Genomic DNA, 330 nt, shown 5'->3' with positions numbered 1-330 from the left:
CATCAGATACTGGTTCTTCTTGTCCCGCACCAGTTCGTGGAAGATCCGCTCCCAGACGCCGGCGTGGGCCCAGCGCACAAAGCGCTTGTGCACGGTCTTGTACTTGCCATAGCGGTCGGGAAGGTCGCTCCAGCGCGCTCCGGAACGCAGCACCCACAGCACGCCGTTTACAAAGATACGGTTATCGGCTGCTGTGCGGCCCACATGCTCCTTGCGTCCAGGCAGAATATCCTTGATCCGCTCCCACTGCGCCTCGCTTAACTCGTACCGGCTCGCCATACTTACACTGCAGCAGCTCGACCAACGGACGCAAAGTGTATATGTCGATAC

1 protein-coding gene is annotated in these 330 nt (G+C 59.1%); it reads right to left on the bottom strand.

What is annotated here, in order from left to right; genetic code table 11:
- Positions 1-279: IS5 family transposase (locus AC5S3R_RS19980; RefSeq protein ID WP_494268959.1), on the bottom strand; the 279-nt coding region annotated here is incomplete at its 3' end.
- Positions 280-330: the final 51 nt, after the last annotated feature.

It is taken from the genome of Occallatibacter sp. FHG110214_02 (assembly GCF_059115385.1).
The sequence above is the reverse complement of the archived record's forward strand: the minus strand, read 5'-3'. Positions and strand labels throughout refer to the sequence as shown.